Source organism: Paenalcaligenes niemegkensis, assembly GCF_022230885.1.
Taxonomy (GTDB): domain Bacteria; phylum Pseudomonadota; class Gammaproteobacteria; order Burkholderiales; family Burkholderiaceae_B; genus Paenalcaligenes; species Paenalcaligenes niemegkensis.
On record NZ_JAKGCT010000002.1, the window covers coordinates 148,068 to 165,556 of the forward strand.

Below are 17,489 nucleotides of genomic sequence, written 5' to 3' on the forward strand. Positions count from 1 at the left end.
GACCGTAGTGTGCACATACGTCAGCAGCATTTTTCAGGGCTAACCAGTCTCTTGCCAATTACGCTCCACACTTGCGCTTACATGAAGAAGAAAAGCTGGAGTTCTTGCGTGGAGTCGCTGACAGCCTGGCTTTGCGACTGCTATACAGCGACGCCGTATTGCACCAGGCCCTTTTGCCTGAACAGCCTATAGCCCGTCTTGTTTTCGACTGGCTGGAAAGCCTGCGCACAGAGTCGCTTGCCCCTGCTTTCTTGCCAGGTGTTAAAGCAAACCTGCATCGACGGTTTTACCATTGGTCAGCCGGCTTTCATCAAGCGGGCCACACCCATTCGGCGCTGGGCATTTTGCTGTATACAGCCGTGCAAATGTGCTGGAGCCGATTGAACGGTATGCCGGTATATGAAGAGACCGAAGATCTGATTGAAGGGACACGCGCATCCATTGGCACTCAGCTCGGCCATCTGGTGGCGGCTCTGCGCCGCCATCGCACTGAGCAGCGCCGCTATGCGCCTTACGCAGCCGAGCTCGCAGAGCTTCTTAGCGAAAGCATCACGCATGCTGCAGAAGAACAACGCGACACTCAGCCTGACGATGACGACAAGGCCCTGGATGCCTTCGCATTGCTCCTGGATCTGGATACAGGACAGGAAGGCACGATTACTGCAGCCCAGTCGGAGTTCAGCAAAACCTTTGAAGCCTTACATCAGCGCTATCAGATTTTTGACACTCAGTTCGACACGCAGAGCCATATCGCGGAACAAGTTCGTCCTGAATTGCTGATTTCCTTTCGCGAACAAATCAATAAGCGTATTGCGGCACAGAATTTAAGCTTCAACTTGCTTGTGCATCGTATAAGACAGGCGCTCAACAATTCGGTGACAGAGCAGTGGATAGGAAATCAAGAGGAAGGTCTGATCGATGGTAGCCGCCTTAGTCAACTTATCAGTTCCCCCATGGACAGGCATCTATTTACTTACCCCACACCACAGCACATCAACCAAAGCAGTGTTTCTTTTCTTATTGATTGCTCGGGCTCAATGAAGGAAAGTGCGGAGACCGTAACGATGATGGTGGATTTGTTAAGCCGGGCACTTGAACACAGCGGAGCCACTACGGAGGTACTGGGCTTTTCCACGCACGCCTGGAATGGAGGACGTCCCTATCGTCGCTGGGTGAATAAAGGCCGACAGTCTCATCCCGGACGGCTCAACGAAACAGACCATCGCATTTTCAAGGATGCGCATACACCCTGGAGGCAGGCCAGCCAATCGATAATGGCTCTGCTGAAGCTGGACCTTTACCGAGAAGGCGTTGATGGCGAAGCAGTGCAATGGGCATGCCACCGCCTGCTTGAGCAACCCACCCAACGCAAGCTGCTATATGTGATTTCCGACGGTAGCCCTATGGATAGCGCTACAAACCTGGCTAACGATGACAATTACCTGACGTCTCACTTGCAACAGGTTTTATTGCAATACGAGAGACAGGGCATAGAAATATGGGGCGTCGGCATTAACCTTGATTTGAGCCTGCTATACCCGCACTCACTTCTAGCGGATTTACATAAAGGACTGGATAACCACTTTATTAATGACTTCATCAAGAGCCTTCATGTTCGTCGGCGCTAATTTGTATTAAGCTGCGATTCGATTTTAGTCAGAGCCTGCGCCGCCCTGCGCAAGGCAGGTAAGGCAGCAAGTGCCTTATCGGCTGTCATCCGCATAATAGGAGCCTGTGTTGCCACCGCCATGTTCGAACGCCCTGCCGTTGTTCGGGGAACGAGAACGGCAACACAGAACAGGCCAGGCAGGAATTCTTCGTTATCAAACGCATAGCCTTGCTCACGCACTTTTTCTAACTCAAGCTCGAGCTCCTCAAGCGTTTGAATCGTGTTTTTGGTGTAAATTTCAAACGACACGTTTTCCAATAACCGCCTGCGCTGGGCAGGAGGCATCTGCGCTAACAGAACTTTGCCGCTTGCTGAGCAATGAACGGGAACCTTAGAGCCAGGGCGTAAATAAAAACGCAAAGGAGCCTCAGTTTCGACACGATCCAAATACAGAACCTCGTTTCCTGACAGGGCTGTGAGGTTGCAGCTTTCTCCTAGCTCATTGCCAAGAGCGCGTAATACCGCATGGCGTGCGCCATATTTTGTATCGTTAAACAGCAAGTCCTCGGCTAAACGGCGTAACCGCCCTCCGACACAGTAATGACGTCCGTCTGTGTCGCGGATCAACATATCTGAACTTTCAAGCTGCTGCAGCATTCTGTGTACGGTCGGCTTAGGAAGATCGGTACTGTCGACCAGATCCTGCAAGGAAAACTGCTTGTCTTGCGTAGCTATTAATTCCAAAAGACTAAAAAGCCGCATGGTGGGGGTGTCACCCGCAATCTTGATCAGTCCATCGTCGGCCAAACTCTGTTTCTCATTCATTTACGCCACCAATAAATCCATTATTTAAAATCAATGATACCAAAAAACGTGTCAAATCATTGACCAAGAGATAAATTATCGTTAAATTGGATAAATAACAATAAACGAAACTATAAATATCGATAAACGAGACATATTAGGATGTGGTTCATGCAACTACTTGATCAACTGATTGACCTGGTTAAAAAATCTCCTGCGCGTATTGTAGTCTGTGAGGCTGACGATGCCCGTATTCTGGCTGCCGCTCATCTGGCAAATCAGCAAGGTATCGCCAAAATGATTCTGGTGGGCGACACGTCCCGCATCCAGGAAACCGCCAGGCGCCTGCAATTAGATATACATGATCTCAGTATTGAAGACCCGGCGCTATCTGAAAAAAGGCCAGAGCTAGCCAGAGCTTTAGTAAAGAGACGAGCTTCAAAAGGCATGAACGAAGAAAAAGCCCAGGCAGCTCTTAATGATCCCCTATGCTTCGCTACCATGCTGGTTCATTGCGAATATGCCGACGGCTCTGTTGCTGGTGCCGTCTATAGCACGGCCGATGTAGTACGATCTGCGTTACAGCTCATAGGAAAAGCGCCCGGCGTTACCTTGGTGTCCAGCTTTTTTCTCATGCTCCTGAATAAAGAACATCATCCTATACAAAAAGGCATTATATTCAGCGACTGCGGCCTGGTTGTCGACCCCTCGGAAGAAGAGCTTGCTGCCATTGCTATAGCGGCCGTGCAAAGCGCACGCTTGCTATTACAGACGGAGCCTCGCGTTGCCATGCTCAGCTTTTCCACCTCGAACAGCGCAACACACCCTGCTGTAACCAAGGTAGTGCGTGCTGCACAACGAGTCAAAGCGGCCATTCCCACCTTGGCAATTGACGAAGACGTACAGTTTGATGCTGCGATCATTCCTGAGATTGCAGCCAGGAAACTGAAGAACTCAGCCGTTAATGGGCTGGCAAATGTATTTATCTTCCCCAACCTGGAAGCTGGCAATATTGGCTATAAAATAGCCGAACGGCTCGGTGGCGTCACAGCCATTGGTCCGTTACTGCAAGGCCTTGATAAACCCGCTAATGATCTGTCCAGAGGTTGCAGCACAGAAGATGTTTTTTACGTTATTGCCATCACCTCATTGCAGGCTCAGACCAGGCACCGTTCATGAGCTTTAGCACAATTGCCTTATTGATTGCCGTTATTGCAATAGGTACCTACTTTCAGACGGTCACGGGTTTCGGTCTGGCCATGATCGTGATCGGTATCAGTAGTGGTATGGAACTAACCAGCGTACCGTTTATTGCAACAGTGGTTAGCCTGATCAGTTTGGTCAATAGCGCCGTGGCCCTGCCTCGGCATCTTCATCACATAGACTGGCGTATTGCAAATACAACCTTGTTGGGGATCGTGCCATCCAGCATTATTGGGGTAGTGCTACTAAATTTTCTTAATAGTCAGGCCACGAGTATTCTGGAGTTTTTACTGGGGGCCGTTATCGTGTATAGCGGTATCAGTTTTGCATTGCGGCCCAAGCAACGTTCAGCAGAATCAAGCCTGAGAACCTTTTTTATGGTCGGCTTTATTTCAGGCTTATGCGGAGGTTTGTTCGGGATGCCCGGCCCTCCGATCATTTTCCTTATGTACAGGCAGCCCATGGAAATTCCTGTGATACGGAACATGTTGCTGTTGATGTTTGCCTGTACCGCTTTTTCACGCACTTTTTATGAAGTAATCACGGTTGGACTCGCCAGAGACACCCTGGTCATTTCTGCAATGGCCATACCGTGTGTTGCCCTCGTTACCCTCTGGGCACAGCGCCACCCCCTGCCATTAGCGCAACCACTATGCGCCGTATTACTTTTCTCACCTTGGTGCTCATCGGTTTGGGGCTAATAGCTGGCAGTTTAAAAAGCCTGACAGACGCTTTCTGAGCCGGAGACTGACCGGTAGCGGGCCCTCAGCTCTAGCTCGGGTCAATGTGCTGGCAGCCTTTCGTTGCGGAAAAAATCAACGTCGCTCAAAAACATAAAAAACAAAGAGCGACTACTTCCTGCTTCCTGCTCGCCCCTTCACTCATCAAGAAAACCCCTGACTTTCTAGTCTGCGCATCCATGACAACTCAGCATAAGTCATTGTTTTATATTGGATATCAATTATTTTGATGGCCGACTCTAAAATATATTGCTTGAGGCTTAGAATTTCTGCTCCCTATACTGCAATTGAAAACAAATATAAAAAATAAAAATATGAAATAGAACTGCATCGTAAGGAGCAACCATGGAAACCGTGACAATGGAACCAGCCGCCATCGCACAAGCTAAAGGTCTACTTTCTGTATCGGTACGCACCATTAAGGTGTTGGCCAATGGTATTAAAAGCTATGAGCTTGTGGCAGAAGGTTTGCCTCCTTTTAGTGCAGGATCTCATATTGACGTGCATATACAGGAAGACCTAATACGTCAGTACTCTTTATGCAATGATCCTCATGAAAAAAATAGATATGTAATTGCTATATTACGTGAGGTAAATGGCAGAGGTGGATCACAATATATACATGATCAAATTACAGAGGGAAGCGAGTTACTCATTTCGTCTCCCAGAAACTTCTTTCCGCTGAACAATAAAGCAAAAAAACACAATTTTGTGGGCGGGGGTATAGGAATTACTCCTTTGATGTCAATGCTCCGAGAAGCCCAATGGCGTAGTGACGACTTTCATTTGCACTATTTCGTACGTTCGCCAGAGCGTGGCGCTTTTATCGATCAATTGCGTCCTGTAATCGAGGCCGGTAAGGCAAGCATTTATTACGATAGCGAAGGCACTTGTCCTTCTCTGGACCTCCTGTTTGAAACCGTAAAATCCGGCGAACATATTTACTACTGCGGTCCCGCCGGCTTTATGGATGCGATGGACCGTGCCACCGCACACTGGCCTGCAGGCACCGTTCAATACGAGCGCTTCAATGCACCTGTTGCCGATGCGGCCACAACTGGACCGACTGTAAACAGCTCCTTTCAAATCCAGCTGGCCCGTAGCGGTCAAACCTATACCGTGGGCGCGGACGAAACCATTGTTGAAACACTAAAACGCAACGGCATTGTCATCGACGTTTCCTGTACGGAAGGCTATTGCGGAACCTGCATGACTCGTTACTTAGAAGGCACTCCAGAACACAGGGATAGCGTGCTGGATGACGCTGGGCGTAAAAACTATTTGATGGCTTGCTGTGCCAGGTCTGAAGGAGAAACTTTGGTATTAGATCTATAAAAAAGTCAGATATTAATTATTTAAATCGAAATCAATTTCGTTTAACCATCTATCCATTATTCAAACCAGTAGCTGTGAAAAATTGAGTTTTATATTTCTATTACTTTTTATATAAATCTCAAAAATAGATTTAAATACAAAATCATTACATAAAACCGGAGAGAGCTAATGCTAGAATTCGAGTATATAAAAAATTGTTGGTATCCAATTGGCTTTTCAAAAGAATTCGAAAAGAAAAAGCTAAACGGTTTAAAAATAGTGGATAAACCAATTGTAGTATGGAGAACCGAAGAAGGTGAGGTCGTGGCCTTTGACGATCGTTGCTGTCACAAGCGTTTCCCTATCTCCCAAAGCAAAATGCTCGATAGCGGTAACGTCGAGTGCGCCTACCATGGTCTGCAGTATGACTCGACCGGAAAATGCGTAGAAATCCCATCCCAGCCTGATCGCCCTATTCCTGAAAAGGCTCGTTTACATGGAATCCCGGTCTGTGAGCAGGACGGCATGGTATGGCTATGGCCAGGTGACATTGAAAAGGCTACAGGAGTAAAGCCACCCAGAACGTCGGAAATTGTTGACGAAGACCTCACATCGGTGCCACTTCCCCAAATAGTTAAGTCGCCTTCAAACTACTTACTACTTATCGAAAACCTGCTGGATATCAGTCATTTCTATCCTCTGCACGACGGAAACATTGGCGATAAAGCTAACAGTGAAATTCCCGTGCAACTGGAAGAAGGCGAAGTGGATGGTTTTGCCTATGTAAAAACCATTCGAGAGGTACAAAACTACCAGCAGCCGCCATTCCTGCGTGAATGGTTTCACTATGAAATTATCGATAGGGTTCACACTCACGCCATGGTGACGCCCGGGCTTACCCGTGTAGTCATGCGTGTCGCCCCACCCGGAGAACTCGGCACCGAGGCAGAACGCGGTTATACCCTATTGCATTTGCACTATCCCGTCGATAAAGAAAATCTAGTCTGGCGCATAGCAATTTCCTGTAAAAAAGGCCATACACCGCTTAATGATGCCACCCGCTCCACACCGGAAGTCATTGCCGAAATGTTCCCCGCCGTTGTTGCAGAGGACGAATGGGCACTCGAACGGCAGCAGAAAATGTTCGCCTATCCTGATGACGGTTATTCGGAGTTATTTCTGACTTCAGACATGGCATTACGACGTGCGCGGCAAATCATGATGGCCATGCAACGGGAAGAACGCAAAGCCCCCGAAGCTCAGCACGAATCACTCGACAAAGCAGTTGCCTAAGCACGAGGCCGCTTGCTTCCCCTACCCTCGAACGGCATACCGCTGTGTGCCGTTCCAATCGTCCAGTGTTTTCTGCCTAGTAAAGAGAGGAGTTTAACCATGACTGATCAAAGTCCATTGGACGGCCTGCGAGTGCTTGAATTGGGGCAAATTGCTGCAGGCCCTTTTACAGGGTCGCTTCTGGCCGACCTGGGTGCCGACGTCGTCAAAATTGAAAACCCCAATAACGGCGACGGTATGCGTCAATGGCCGCCATTAACAAAAACTGAAACGGGACAAGATGCCTATAGCGAAAACTTTGCATCACTGAATCGCAATAAACGCAGCGTCAGCTTGAACCTCAAAGACCCGGACGATATACAAACATTAAAAACATTATGTGCATCAGCGGATATCCTTATCGAAAACTATAGGCCAGGTGTCTTAGCGCGACTTGATTTAGGTTATGAAGCCTTAAGAGCCCTAAACCCGAGACTGATCATGTGCTCAATTAGTGGCTACGGACAGACTGGCCCTTATGCAAGTCGCGGCGCCTTCGACGTCACTGTTCAAGCCATGAGCGGATTGATGAGCGTGACCGGTGAGGCAGCCAGCGGCCCGGTTAAGTGTGGTGTACCTATTGGCGACTTCAGTGCCGGACTCTACGCCGCCTACAGCATTCTGGCGGCTGTTTTACGGCGGCAAAGAACAGGAACGGGAGCCTACATCGATTGTTCGATGCTAGGCAGTCTGATTGGCGTATCGGCTTTGCAGACCAGCGAGTACTTCGGTACCGGCGCCTCGGGGGACGTCTGGGCTCTGCTCATCCACGTAATGCACCTTATCAGGCCTTTAAGGCCAAAGATGGCTATTTTGTAATCGCAGCCGGAACTGACAAACTGTGGCGCGAAGTCTGTGAGGCCGTTGGGCAAGCCTCGCTGGCTGAGCATCCAGACTATATAGAACAGTCGTCCCGAGCAAAGAACCAAAAGCAGTTAGCTGAGACGCTGGAGGCTTATTTCGCTAAAGAAACCGCTGCCTATTGGTTGACCGAGTTTAACAGGAGGGGCGTTCCTGCCAGCCCCATTAATGATTACTCCGACGTCGTCATTGATGAACATGTAGGACATATGGGTATTGTAAAAGACCTTTGTTTAGCAAACGGAGTAAAAACCCAGACCACCGCCTTTCCAATAAAGATCAGTGACTATGAATTTGAAATACGTTACAGGCCACCAAGGTTGGGTGAGCATAATGAAGAAGTCGTAGCCGAGTGGGCAGAAAACAATGTCGTGCATTCAGAAAATTAAAAAAGGTAAAACCAATGCTAGTACAAACAACTCGCACTGCTGACGGCTCTATCGTCTGTATCAGCTTAGACCGTCCACGTTATGCCAACGCATTAAATTCCGACTTGGTTGAGTCACTGATTACGGCTCTTGATGAGGCCTTTAACAGCCCTGCCCGTTTAATCGTTTTTAAAGGTTCTGGCAATAGCTTCTGTGGCGGCTTTGACCTGAGGGAGATTGAATCTGAAACCGATGCGACATTGGCCTACCGTTTTCTGCGTCTGGAACTGTTATTACAAAAAGTTCACTATGCACCTATTTACACTTTGGCATTGGCACACGGCGCCGTCACTGGTGCCGGTGCAGATCTGGTCGCCGCATGCAAAAAGCGCGTCGTCATCTCTGACGCCACCTTCCGGTTTCCGGGGGTCAGGTTTGGCGTGCTGCTAGGCACCAATCGCCTGCGCGACATTATTAGTCAGAAAGCGTATGCCATCCTTTTGGAACAGCAGAAACTGGAACTCAATGAAGCCATTGCCTGCGGGTTTATTCATACGCTGATCGACCCGAAGCAGCAAGAAGAACTGATCTCAGCGCTATGTAAAAAAGTGAGTGGCGTATCACCAGAAACGATGGCCAGCATCCTTCAGCTTGATCGTCAACAGGGCGTAACAGATATGGGCCTGCTGGCAACCTCTGTTGCGACGCCTGATTTCAGGCAGCGAGTACAGAAATACTGGCTGGAAGCAAAATCGATTGCAAATAACAGAAAGTAGATTTTATTAAACATAGACAAATAAAAACAAACCGGAACGCATTAAATAAAAACAGCCATTCAAAAATACCATTATTAAAAATTAAAAACAGCTAAACCATTCCCTTGAATATTATAAAAAGGAGGTTTTATGCTTACTTAAAAAAATGGCAGCAAAACTCGATATAGATTTTATTTAGTATCAAACTATATTTATATTAAAAAATAAATATCCAAACAGGCGTGAAAAAAACACGTCCACAGGAGACAAAAATGCTAAAAAAATAGGCGAGTTCACGCAAAAGTGTGCTGTTCACCTTATTCCCGATGCTTTTATTTTCGCTATTATTCTTAGCGTTATCTGTTATTTTATGGGAATCTGGTTAACACCCAGCGGCCCACTTGACATGATTTTCCATTGGTACGATGGATTCTGGAATTTTCTCGGCTTCTCAATGCAGATGGTATTCATTTTGCTTACAGGCTATGTACTGGCTCAGTCAGGACCGGCCCGTCGATGTATGAACAGAATGGCCAAAGCTCCAAAAAATGCCGGTCAGGGGCTGCTGCTTATTTCCGCTGTTACCTTGGTAGCGGGTTTCATCAACTGGGGTCTCGGTCTGGTTGTGGGTGCTGTTATGGCCATCACAGTGGCCAGAGACTTGAAATCAAGAGGAATAAAACTTCACTTCCCCTTGGCCGCAGCAGCAGGCTATCTGGGCTTGAGCATTCACTCCGCTGGATTTTCCTCAACGGCTCCACTGATATCCAATACCGATGATCATTTTCTTTTCGATATGATCGGGCGCATACCTTTTGCCGACACAGTATTGCAGCCCTGGAACCTTATCGCTGTTGCTGTCTATCTTATTGTTGTGCCTTTTGTCATTAAAGCCATGCACCCTTCAGATGAAAACGTGCAGGAAATTCATTTAAAAGAGGAGCTGGACAGCGAAGCGGAAGTTAGCAATGACGCTGAGATATTGGGCTATACCGATGGTAAAGTTCCCCTTGCTCAGCGCCTTGAGAACAGCGTGATACTAATGGCTCTGGTCGTGGTGCCGGGAGTCATTTATATCGTCTACTTCTTCTCGACTCGGGGCTTTGACCTCAATATCAACTTCATCAACTTCATATTTTTGATCGCCGGGATGTTTTTATATAAAACGCCCGGAGCCTATGTCAAAGCCATGGGAAAGGCAGCGGCATCGGCAAGCGGCATCATCCTGCAATTTCCTTTTTATGCCGGCATTCTTGGCATGATGAGCTTATCAGGGCTAATCGAAGTCCTGGCTAACGGGATGATCATGATGTCCACGCAATACACCTTTCCTTTTCTCGCTTTTATCAGCGCTGCCATTGTTAATCTGTTTGTTCCCTCAGCCGGCGGACAATGGGCGATTCAGGGCCCGATTCTGCTGGAGGCAGGCAGAGCACTGGATGTGCCTGTAGGGGTGACGATCATGGCTCACCAGTACGGGGATCAGGTTACCAACATGATCCAGCCTTTCTGGGCGCTTCCCTTGTTGGGGCTGACCGGTTTAAAAGCTAAAGATGTGCTCGGCTACACCGTCATTGTGATGTTTGTAGGGATGATCATTTTTGGTCTGACGATGGCATTGACGATGTACTTATAAACCCGTATCAGTGCCAGTCGATCTGCTGAAAATCGCTAACCTGTCTTGCCAGATCCGAAATACGCATAGAAAGGGGATTAATTTCATCAGCCGTCATAGCCGCCATAAACTCAACATTTTTAATTGCCGATGTTTCAACAAGTTCGAGCTGGCCGGCGTCCAGCTCACGTTGGAAACAACGTATGGGTAAATAGGCAATTCCGGCGCCGGCCACCACCATGGATGCCGCAACGGCAATACTTTTGCAGCGTATCTGGTAATGGCATCGAACGTTACTGCGTCTAAACCAATGCTCGATGACAGCATGGTGATAGGACTGCTGGCTCAGCCCCACAAGCGGCCATTGCGCCAGCTCGCGAGCAGTACGCATAACGTGTCCCAGGCCAAGTACCGGACTGGCCATCCATGAAAACTCGACCGCACCCAGCGTAACAGTGGTGAGTCCGGTTGTGGGTACCTTTCCCGGTGCCAATATGAGATCTAAGGTGCCCCGCTTCAAGGCTTCAACTAACTCTTCAGTTAATGCCATCTCTATTTCAAGCCGTACTTTGGGATACTGTGCGGAAATCGACTCGATCAGCTTAGGCAACCAAGTAGACGACACCACCTCGGCCACGCCTAACCGGACCTGACCCGAGAAGGCATCAGAGGAAGCCACATTCTGTACAAGCTCTGTACGCAAGTCGAGAATACGCCGTGCGTACTGCATAAACTCGAGACCACTGAGGGTAAGCTGAATTGTATTGCTGGAACGGTCGAACAAATCGACACCCAACTCTTTCTCCAGCTTTCGGATTCGCATGGAAATAGTAGACTGCGTTACGAACAAACGATCCGATGCCGCTGAAAAACTGCCTAGACTACTTACCCAATATACGGCCTCAAGCTGCTGAAAAGTCATCTGTTTTGTAGCCTCCGGATTTTATTTTCTGGACTGCACACCAAAGCGACCTGATAACTATTTTTCTTTCTGGATATCTGTAGCTCTTAGCCTTTATATACCGAATTTAGACGAGCAAAACAAAAATTTATACGGTTATTGATGCTGATAATTGAAACCAGCAAGGACTACGGGCGCACACGCACCCCGCCAATGTCAAAATCGTTAGTCGTAGAGCAAAGGCATCCGCCAAAGGCTCGACAGTGCCGTAGCTCTGATGCTAGCATCAGGGCGACTGTCCGTCGGGATAGGCCACTACCTGCCTCGATGTCACTTCACCTTCATCCCTCCTTGGAAGACAATCATGAATACATTCTCTGCCGTGCGCAGGAAGTATCTACTGGCTTTTACAGCCCTGACTCTATCCCTAAGCTCTACTCTTTTTCTTGGCTCCCCCGCCACAGCACAAAACACCCCAAGCAAACTTATTATCACTGCCATCCCTGATGATGGCGACGCCGACCGCATGCGTGAGAACTTCGGTGCTCTCGCCACTTATCTGGGCGAGGCTGTGGGTATCCCAGTGGAATACATGCACGTAGAAAACTATGCCGCCAGCGTAACAGCCTTGGCAACGGGTCGTGCACACATCGCTTGGCTTGGCGCAGTAACGACGGCTCAAGCTCGTATGCAAATGGGTGAAGCTATCACCGTTCTGGGTTCTCGCGACATAGATAAAGGTTTCGTCAGCTACTTCATCACGAATCCGTCAACTGGCTTAGACACAGTCTCTGACCTGGCAGAACTTGCTAAAAATGCTGAAGAACAGTCCTGGACCTTCACTTTTGGAAGTAAAAGCAGCACCTCTGGCCACCTGATGCCGCGCAAGTATTTCATGGATCAAAGCGGCACCACACCCGAAAAAGTGTTCCGTACCGTCGCCTACTCTGGTAGTCATGATGTGGTCATGCAAATGGTCGCTAATGGCACCCACGATATAGGTGCACTCAACTACGCCTCTTGGGATAAAGCCCCCGAGGATTTGCAGAGTCAGGCACCTGTCATTTACAAAACCCCACCCTACACTAACTATGCTCTCACAGCGCGAACCGACCTCGGTCCCGAGCTGCTAGACCAGTTAAGTACCGCGTTATTGGCTGTGGACACAAGTAACGAAAATGGCGCCCAAATACTGCAGTACCTAAAAGCTGAAAAATTTGTCGACGCGAATATTTCCGAGTGGCAAGGCTACGTAGATCTGCTGCAGTCGGGTATAGACATCGGCGGCTGATATGCCTGCTGTGCTCACTGCCGTATGCTCAGTACGGCAGCCCTGGTAATACTTCGCGGATAAGTCTAGATGAATCAAGGTAATTTGGGATCAGCGCCAGCTACTGTTTTTGTGGAACAAGCTGCGGTCGCCTATAACCATCACCGAGTCCTGACACAGATCAATCTCTCAGTGCGGGCAGGTGAACGAGTTGCTGTCATCGGCCCATCCGGAGCAGGTAAAAGCACCCTCTTTCGCTTACTGGCTGGCTTAATCAAACCCATAGAGGGCAGCGTCATAACGCTGGGCCACGATACGTCAAAACTGTCTGGCAGACGTTTGGCAAAACTGCGTCGAGAAGTTGGCTTCCTGCACCAGCAAGACAATTTAATTCCTCAATTACGAGTGGCCCATAACGTATTAATGGGAAGGTTAGGCCACTGGTGCTTGCCTCGCGCAGTGTGGTCGTTGCTATGGCCTCAAGAACTGCAGCTTGCAGCAACGGCATTATCTCGGGTTGAGCTGGCTGAGAGGCTTTGGGCGCTTCCTGATGAGCTATCTGGCGGTCAACAACAGCGTGTTGCTATTGCCAGGTTAATGGTGCAACAGCCTCGCCTGGTGCTGGCAGATGAACCAGTCAGTGCGCTAGATCTACGTTTGGGACAAGAAATTATCGCTCTACTGTCCGAACTTGCCATACGCGATAGCGTAACCCTGCTCGTCAACCTTCACACGCTTGACCTGCTTCAGGGAAACTTTGATCGTGTCATTGCCCTGCGCTCAGGCCAACTATTCTGGCAAGGCATACCGGCAGAGATCAATCAGCAACTATTGCGCGAACTGTATGGGGCTGAATATCGTGCTCTGCACTTAGAAGAAATAGAATTACCGACATGACACGGGTGCATCTACCCGCCACACAACTGACTCGGCGTCCTCTAAAACACGTTGCTGCCCTGCTGGCTTTAATCTTGGCACTACTGGCTGCTTGCTTTGCCGTCGATTGGGATTGGGCCGCACTGGTCGATGCAGAACGGCGAGACCAGGCAGCGACAAGAATGGGCAGGTGGCTAATCGCCTTTTTAAGGCCAGATCTGTCAGTCGAGTTTCTTTGGCATGCCTGGGATCTGACACTACAAACGCTCTCTGCCGCAATGTTAGGTACGGCCATTGCAATCATACTGGCCTGGCCCTTGGCAATGGGAGCAAGCCGGGCAATATGCGTAGGTGAGGAATCCAGCCGCTTTTCTCGTGGCGTCTGGCGTTACTTTCCGCTGCGCTCACCTACCGCTCTTTTGTGCGCTCTCTGTCGCCTGCTACAAGACATCTTGCGAGCTGTGCCTGATTTCGTATGGGCAATTATTCTCGTCGCCATGATTGGGCTTGGTCCATTAACCGGCGCATTGGCTCTCGCCTTGAATATCACCGGAATATTAGGAAAAGTTTACAGCGAGCTATGGGACGGTGTAGACGAATCGCGCTATGCGCAAGTCAGCAGTTTAGGTGGCGGGCGCCTGGCCACGTTCTTCTATGGGATTCGGCCCTTAGCTTCGCGCAATATTCTGTCATTTACCTTGATGAGGGCCGAATGCGCCATCCGCAATGCCGCGGTCATCGGAGCGGTAGGTGGTGGAGGTCTGGGCTCTGAAATCTGGTATCAAATTCGTTTTGGTGCATGGGATAAGGTCAGCACGCTGATTTTGTTCACTCTGCTACTCACATTAACAGCTGACTTAGCCAGCAATTACATCCGAGGCCTATTAGGCAACGATGCGAGCTGTGCCACCAGTCGTCTATCACAAAAAGACAATGCCATTCCAGGGCGGCCCCCGTTACACGCCCGCCCCTAAGGCCCTGGTATGCAGCCGCCTTCATCACTGTCGTGCTCGTTTGGTCAGTCTGGTTTATGGGCTGGGGAAACCAGGCCGGAGAAGGTGGGGCACCTCGTAACCATTTAGCCCCTGCCGCTGAACTATTAACTGGCAAAGCCTGGAATAACTTAGAGTTCTTTAGTCGTTTGCTATCGCCTGAGCTTGAACCCGCATTTGTATGGCGGGCGATAGAGTCAGCCGCAATCCCCTTAGCCATCGCTATTGTCGGCACGACGCTAGGTGTAGTGGCTACCATTCTATTAACCTACGCCCATTCGTCCACTTTTCAGTTGCGCTCAGAGCGCTTCAGCGGTGAAACGCCATCATGCTGGTGCCGGGCGTGGCGAACTCTACAATTAACCACAGCTCGGCTAACTGCCATGATATCCCGAGGCATCCCGGAAGTTATGTGGGCCTTTTTATTCATTGCCTTCTTCGGACCAGGGCTGGTGGCCGGCACCTTAGCTATTGCTGTGCATACTTTAGGGGTAATGACACGCGTGTTCGGCGAAGCCGTCGATAACCAGCCGCTTCAGCGCTTCGAACCCACTTGTGGAGCATCACGTCCAGTAACCTATGCCGTTATTGCCGTGCCACTGGTCTGGCGCGACTGGATGACCTACGCCTTCTTTCAGTTTGAAAGTAATGTACGTGCTGCCGTAGTACTGGGTTTGATTGGCGTGGGCGGGCTAGGCTTCCAGTTCAGCTTTAACTTTGAATGGTTTCGATTTGAGCGTGCAGGCACTTACTTAATTGTAATGATCTTATTAACCGTGGTTATTGATCGTGGCGCACGTCTGATGAAGCTATCACGGGTTACCCGCTAATCAGCGGGTTAAAGCTCAAGCCCACCAATAGGCATTGAGCCCCGTGTCAAACGATTCACCCCAAGGTTTGAGCAAAAGTCTCTTCGTCTACACGCCGTAAATAATCTTCAGCACTTTGTGCTTCTGCAGAAGTGGTAGGATGCGCCACCACTACCCATTTCCCTGTGGCACTGGCGTCTTTAGCTGGCATGATCACCGCGTTATGATCCGGACGAAAAGTAATCACTCCGCCAGCCAACAAACCCAACAGCGTAGTAATCAGGACGATAGCTATGCCCGAAACCAGGGGCGAACTGACAATAAGCGCCAGCCCGGCAAAGTAAGAAACTCCCCAGATCAGCAGCCCCACAATAACGCCTGTTGCGCCCAGCACTCCGTGTGACCTCAAAGCGGTCAACGCAATACGCCGCGGCTCTGGCTCTAGCTTTCTGTCGATCTTGGGATCATCCGGCTCAATCAGGGAAACGCTGCCGCCCCCTGCCCAAATAGCTGAACCAACTGCGATTGCGTGTGCTCGGCAAGCTCACGCGTGGGCAGAGCCACCATTAACTTGCGATTTGACTGTTCTGCGCTTAACCATGACGTGCCCATGATGTTCTCCTGGGTTTACCTGGAAAGCCCAGAATATAACTTTTGCGACGCCGCCCTGTTACCAGTTTTATCTAAGCAGCACGACAAGAAAGCCACGCAGGAAATATATCCATGAAAATAAGAGGCTCATTGGCTTATGCCTAAGCAGCCAATGAGCCTCGTGAACTGCGCCCGGCGAAAGAAAAGCCCCGCTTCCAGGGACTTACACACAGTAGCCATTGCTACACGCCAATCGCTGCTTTATGCCAGCAATTTACCGCGTAGCAACGCGACCTGAGTGGAGTCTATGCCCAAGGCCCGATCTAGAAACCGGGGAATGCTTCCAAATTCATGGCTAATTTCTTCCAGTGTCGTAGCCAGATACTCGGCACTAACCCCCCACAGCACTTTCATGGCCGCTAAATCCACGCCTTCGCGCGGCTGTAAATCAACGCTGTAACACTGTTGGGTTAACAGATAGTCATCGTATATATCGTCGTTATGCACCCCCAGCGAAGCAAGCAGCATGGCGCAAGCAAAACCGGTGCGATCTTTCCCCGCAGTGCAGTGCACAACGACAGGAGTAGATGCGTCAATAACATGCCTGAAGAATGACGCAAACTGATTCACATAGGTGGAATAAAATGTGCGGTACATATCTTGCATAAAGCGATGGGCATCACTCACACTGATAGCGCCTTTCGTGCTGATGGTCTCGTTGACCAGCCGCGCAACCTCGGGCTCGATCATGCAAACCTGGCGTTCGATAAAATCATAAGTGTAGGCATTACGCTGGCTTTCCCGCTTGCCCCGTAAATCAATAGACTGTCGCACGCCAAGTTCGTGAAGCTTTTGCAGATCGTCCGAATCAAGTTCGCATAAATGGGCTGAACGGTATACCTGCTCCCACTTCACCTGGCTGTTGTCAGCGGCTGCGTAACCGCCTATATCCCGAAAATTAGTGACGCCTGTAAACTGAATTACGCGTTGCCCTGGGATATTGATATCTAACAATGTCATACAGTAGATCTCCTGCTGCGGAGCCATTTCTCAAAAAGTCTGTGCTCCAGAATGAGTATCCTTACTATGCCATAACAATGCGTCATATTTTTGAACCGCTCCGCTTAGCGTCGGTCATCGTCCTGGTCAGAGTCGTGCTCAATCGTCGTGCCTTGTTCATTTTCGCGCTGTTGCCTGCTTTCTTCCAGTACTTGCCTGAAGCCTTTTACAATAAGATAAGTGGCGGCAATGGCCCCAATCAAAAATAAAACAATACGCATGGCAGTCCCCTACAAATTACGGCGCAAACACTCTGTTGCACTAAAGCTATCCATCAGGAAATCCGGATGGCAAGACTCTCTGCCTTGATTGTACTGGCAAAGTCACCCATACCTCGTCTATAACATTCTCAGCGCATACGCCTATCAGCTCCGCCGCAAAAAAAGCGCC

The 17,489-nt window shown here is 49.4% G+C and carries 17 protein-coding genes and 1 pseudogene; 12 read left to right on the top strand and 6 right to left on the bottom strand.

Translation table 11 applies throughout. The features are described 5' to 3' along the window. The first annotated feature begins 71 nt into the window (after positions 1 to 71). Positions 72 to 1,628, top strand: a complete 1,557-nt coding sequence (locus L1889_RS02455) for a cobaltochelatase CobT-related protein (protein ID WP_238663730.1) — start codon at positions 72 to 74, stop codon at positions 1,626 to 1,628. Here L1889_RS02455 and L1889_RS02460 read toward each other — a convergent pair. Beyond that, positions 1,625 to 2,434, bottom strand: coding sequence for an IclR family transcriptional regulator (locus L1889_RS02460; protein WP_238663731.1), 810 nt, complete (start codon positions 2,432 to 2,434; stop codon positions 1,625 to 1,627). The genes L1889_RS02455 and L1889_RS02460 overlap by 4 nt on opposite strands. Before the next feature lie 150 nt (positions 2,435 to 2,584). On the opposite strand from L1889_RS02460, the gene pta reads away from it, so the two are divergent. The 7 genes and pseudogenes from pta to L1889_RS02495 all read left to right on the top strand — a co-directional run bounded on the left by pta (position 2,585) and on the right by L1889_RS02495 (position 10,622). Beyond that, positions 2,585 to 3,592, top strand: a complete 1,008-nt coding sequence (gene pta, locus L1889_RS02465) for a phosphate acetyltransferase (RefSeq protein WP_238663732.1) — start codon at positions 2,585 to 2,587, stop codon at positions 3,590 to 3,592. Beyond that, positions 3,589 to 4,317: a sulfite exporter TauE/SafE family protein gene (locus L1889_RS02470; protein WP_238663733.1), complete on the top strand. Its 729-nt coding sequence runs from the start codon at positions 3,589 to 3,591 to the stop codon at positions 4,315 to 4,317. The genes pta and L1889_RS02470 overlap by 4 nt, the downstream gene beginning before the upstream one ends. A 384-nt stretch (positions 4,318 to 4,701) precedes the next feature. Continuing rightward, the gene (locus L1889_RS02475; protein ID WP_238663734.1) at positions 4,702 to 5,691 is read left to right on the top strand and encodes a PDR/VanB family oxidoreductase; all 990 of its coding nucleotides are present in this window, start codon (positions 4,702 to 4,704) and stop codon (positions 5,689 to 5,691) included. Between the two features lie 168 nt (positions 5,692 to 5,859). Beyond that, positions 5,860 to 6,963 carry a Rieske 2Fe-2S domain-containing protein gene (locus L1889_RS02480; RefSeq protein ID WP_257793828.1) on the top strand — a complete coding sequence of 368 codons (1,104 nt, stop codon included), beginning with the start codon at positions 5,860 to 5,862 and terminating at the stop codon, positions 6,961 to 6,963. A 99-nt stretch (positions 6,964 to 7,062) separates the two neighbouring features. Continuing rightward, positions 7,063 to 8,252, top strand: a pseudogene (locus tag L1889_RS02485) (CaiB/BaiF CoA transferase family protein). Positions 8,253 to 8,266: 14 nt separating this feature from the next. After that, positions 8,267 to 9,007 carry an enoyl-CoA hydratase/isomerase family protein gene (locus L1889_RS02490; protein WP_238663736.1) on the top strand — a complete coding sequence of 247 codons (741 nt, stop codon included), beginning with the start codon at positions 8,267 to 8,269 and terminating at the stop codon, positions 9,005 to 9,007. A 262-nt stretch (positions 9,008 to 9,269) separates the two neighbouring features. Further along, positions 9,270 to 10,622 (top strand): short-chain fatty acid transporter, encoded by a 1,353-nt coding sequence (locus L1889_RS02495; protein ID WP_308217589.1) that lies wholly within the window; start codon positions 9,270 to 9,272, stop codon positions 10,620 to 10,622. Between the two features lie 7 nt (positions 10,623 to 10,629). Here the strand turns inward: L1889_RS02495 and L1889_RS02500 are convergent, their stop codons facing one another. Further along, positions 10,630 to 11,523: a LysR family transcriptional regulator gene (locus L1889_RS02500; RefSeq protein ID WP_238663737.1), complete on the bottom strand. Its 894-nt coding sequence runs from the start codon at positions 11,521 to 11,523 to the stop codon at positions 10,630 to 10,632. 343 nt (positions 11,524 to 11,866) lie between these two features. Between L1889_RS02500 and phnD the strand changes: the two genes are divergently transcribed. The 4 genes from phnD to L1889_RS18675 all read left to right on the top strand — a co-directional run bounded on the left by phnD (position 11,867) and on the right by L1889_RS18675 (position 15,470). Continuing rightward, positions 11,867 to 12,793: a phosphate/phosphite/phosphonate ABC transporter substrate-binding protein gene (gene phnD, locus L1889_RS02505; RefSeq protein WP_238663738.1), complete on the top strand. Its 927-nt coding sequence runs from the start codon at positions 11,867 to 11,869 to the stop codon at positions 12,791 to 12,793. 69 nt (positions 12,794 to 12,862) lie between these two features. Next, positions 12,863 to 13,669, top strand: coding sequence for a phosphonate ABC transporter ATP-binding protein (locus tag L1889_RS02510; RefSeq protein WP_238663739.1), 807 nt, complete (start codon positions 12,863 to 12,865; stop codon positions 13,667 to 13,669). Then, positions 13,666 to 14,622, top strand: coding sequence for a PhnE/PtxC family ABC transporter permease (locus tag L1889_RS02515; protein ID WP_238663740.1), 957 nt, complete (start codon positions 13,666 to 13,668; stop codon positions 14,620 to 14,622). The genes L1889_RS02510 and L1889_RS02515 overlap by 4 nt, the downstream gene beginning before the upstream one ends. 32 nt (positions 14,623 to 14,654) lie before the next feature. Next, a complete protein-coding gene (locus L1889_RS18675) occupies positions 14,655 to 15,470 on the top strand; it encodes a PhnE/PtxC family ABC transporter permease (RefSeq protein WP_238663741.1) in 816 nt (271 codons plus the stop codon). Positions 15,471 to 15,525: 55 nt separating this feature from the next. Here the strand turns inward: L1889_RS18675 and L1889_RS02525 are convergent, their stop codons facing one another. From L1889_RS02525 to L1889_RS02535, 4 genes are all read right to left on the bottom strand, one after another. Continuing rightward, positions 15,526 to 15,867, bottom strand: coding sequence for a hypothetical protein (locus tag L1889_RS02525; protein WP_238663742.1), 342 nt, complete (start codon positions 15,865 to 15,867; stop codon positions 15,526 to 15,528). 59 nt (positions 15,868 to 15,926) lie between these two features. Beyond that, complete coding sequence (locus L1889_RS18320) at positions 15,927 to 16,061, bottom strand: hypothetical protein (protein WP_257793829.1); 135 nt, start codon at positions 16,059 to 16,061, stop codon at positions 15,927 to 15,929. Between the two features lie 240 nt (positions 16,062 to 16,301). Continuing rightward, positions 16,302 to 17,060, bottom strand: a complete 759-nt coding sequence (locus L1889_RS02530; protein WP_238663743.1) for a tyrosine-protein phosphatase — start codon at positions 17,058 to 17,060, stop codon at positions 16,302 to 16,304. 104 nt (positions 17,061 to 17,164) lie between these two features. After that, positions 17,165 to 17,320, bottom strand: coding sequence for a hypothetical protein (locus L1889_RS02535; RefSeq protein ID WP_238663744.1), 156 nt, complete (start codon positions 17,318 to 17,320; stop codon positions 17,165 to 17,167). Positions 17,321 to 17,489: the final 169 nt, after the last annotated feature.